At 58.0% G+C, this 371-nt stretch carries 1 protein-coding gene; it reads right to left on the bottom strand.

The features are described from left to right. On the bottom strand, nt 1–371 hold a 371-nt coding region (locus J8L85_RS17930; protein WP_211019547.1), incomplete at both ends, for a hypothetical protein.

Genomic DNA, 371 nt, shown 5'->3' with positions numbered 1-371 from the left:
GCATTGGGCTTTGCCTGTTCGGTGACCACCACCTGTGCGGTGGCATCCTCGCTACAGGGTGCGGTAGCCGGTACGGTATAGGTATAGGTTCCGGCACCGTCTAGGGCGGGGCTCCATGTTCCAGTGGTATCTGGGTCACCACCGAGTTGTGCAAAAAGTTGAGCCTCGGTCACTTTTTCGTCTTTACAGATCGTCAGTGTCCCATCGCTTCCCGCATTGGGCTTTGCCTGTTCGGTGACTATCACCTGTGCGGTGGCATTTTCGGTACAGGGCGCGGTAGCCGGTACGGTATAGGTGTAGGTGCCCGCTCCGTCAGGGACTGGGGACCATGTTCCTCCCGAGTCGTAAGTGCCCAGCTGTGCAAAAAGTTG

Origin of the sequence: Maribacter sp. MMG018 (assembly GCF_018100785.1) — a bacterium.
In the GTDB taxonomy this organism is placed as follows: domain Bacteria; phylum Bacteroidota; class Bacteroidia; order Flavobacteriales; family Flavobacteriaceae; genus Maribacter.
This window is presented reverse-complemented; position numbering and strand designations above follow the sequence as displayed.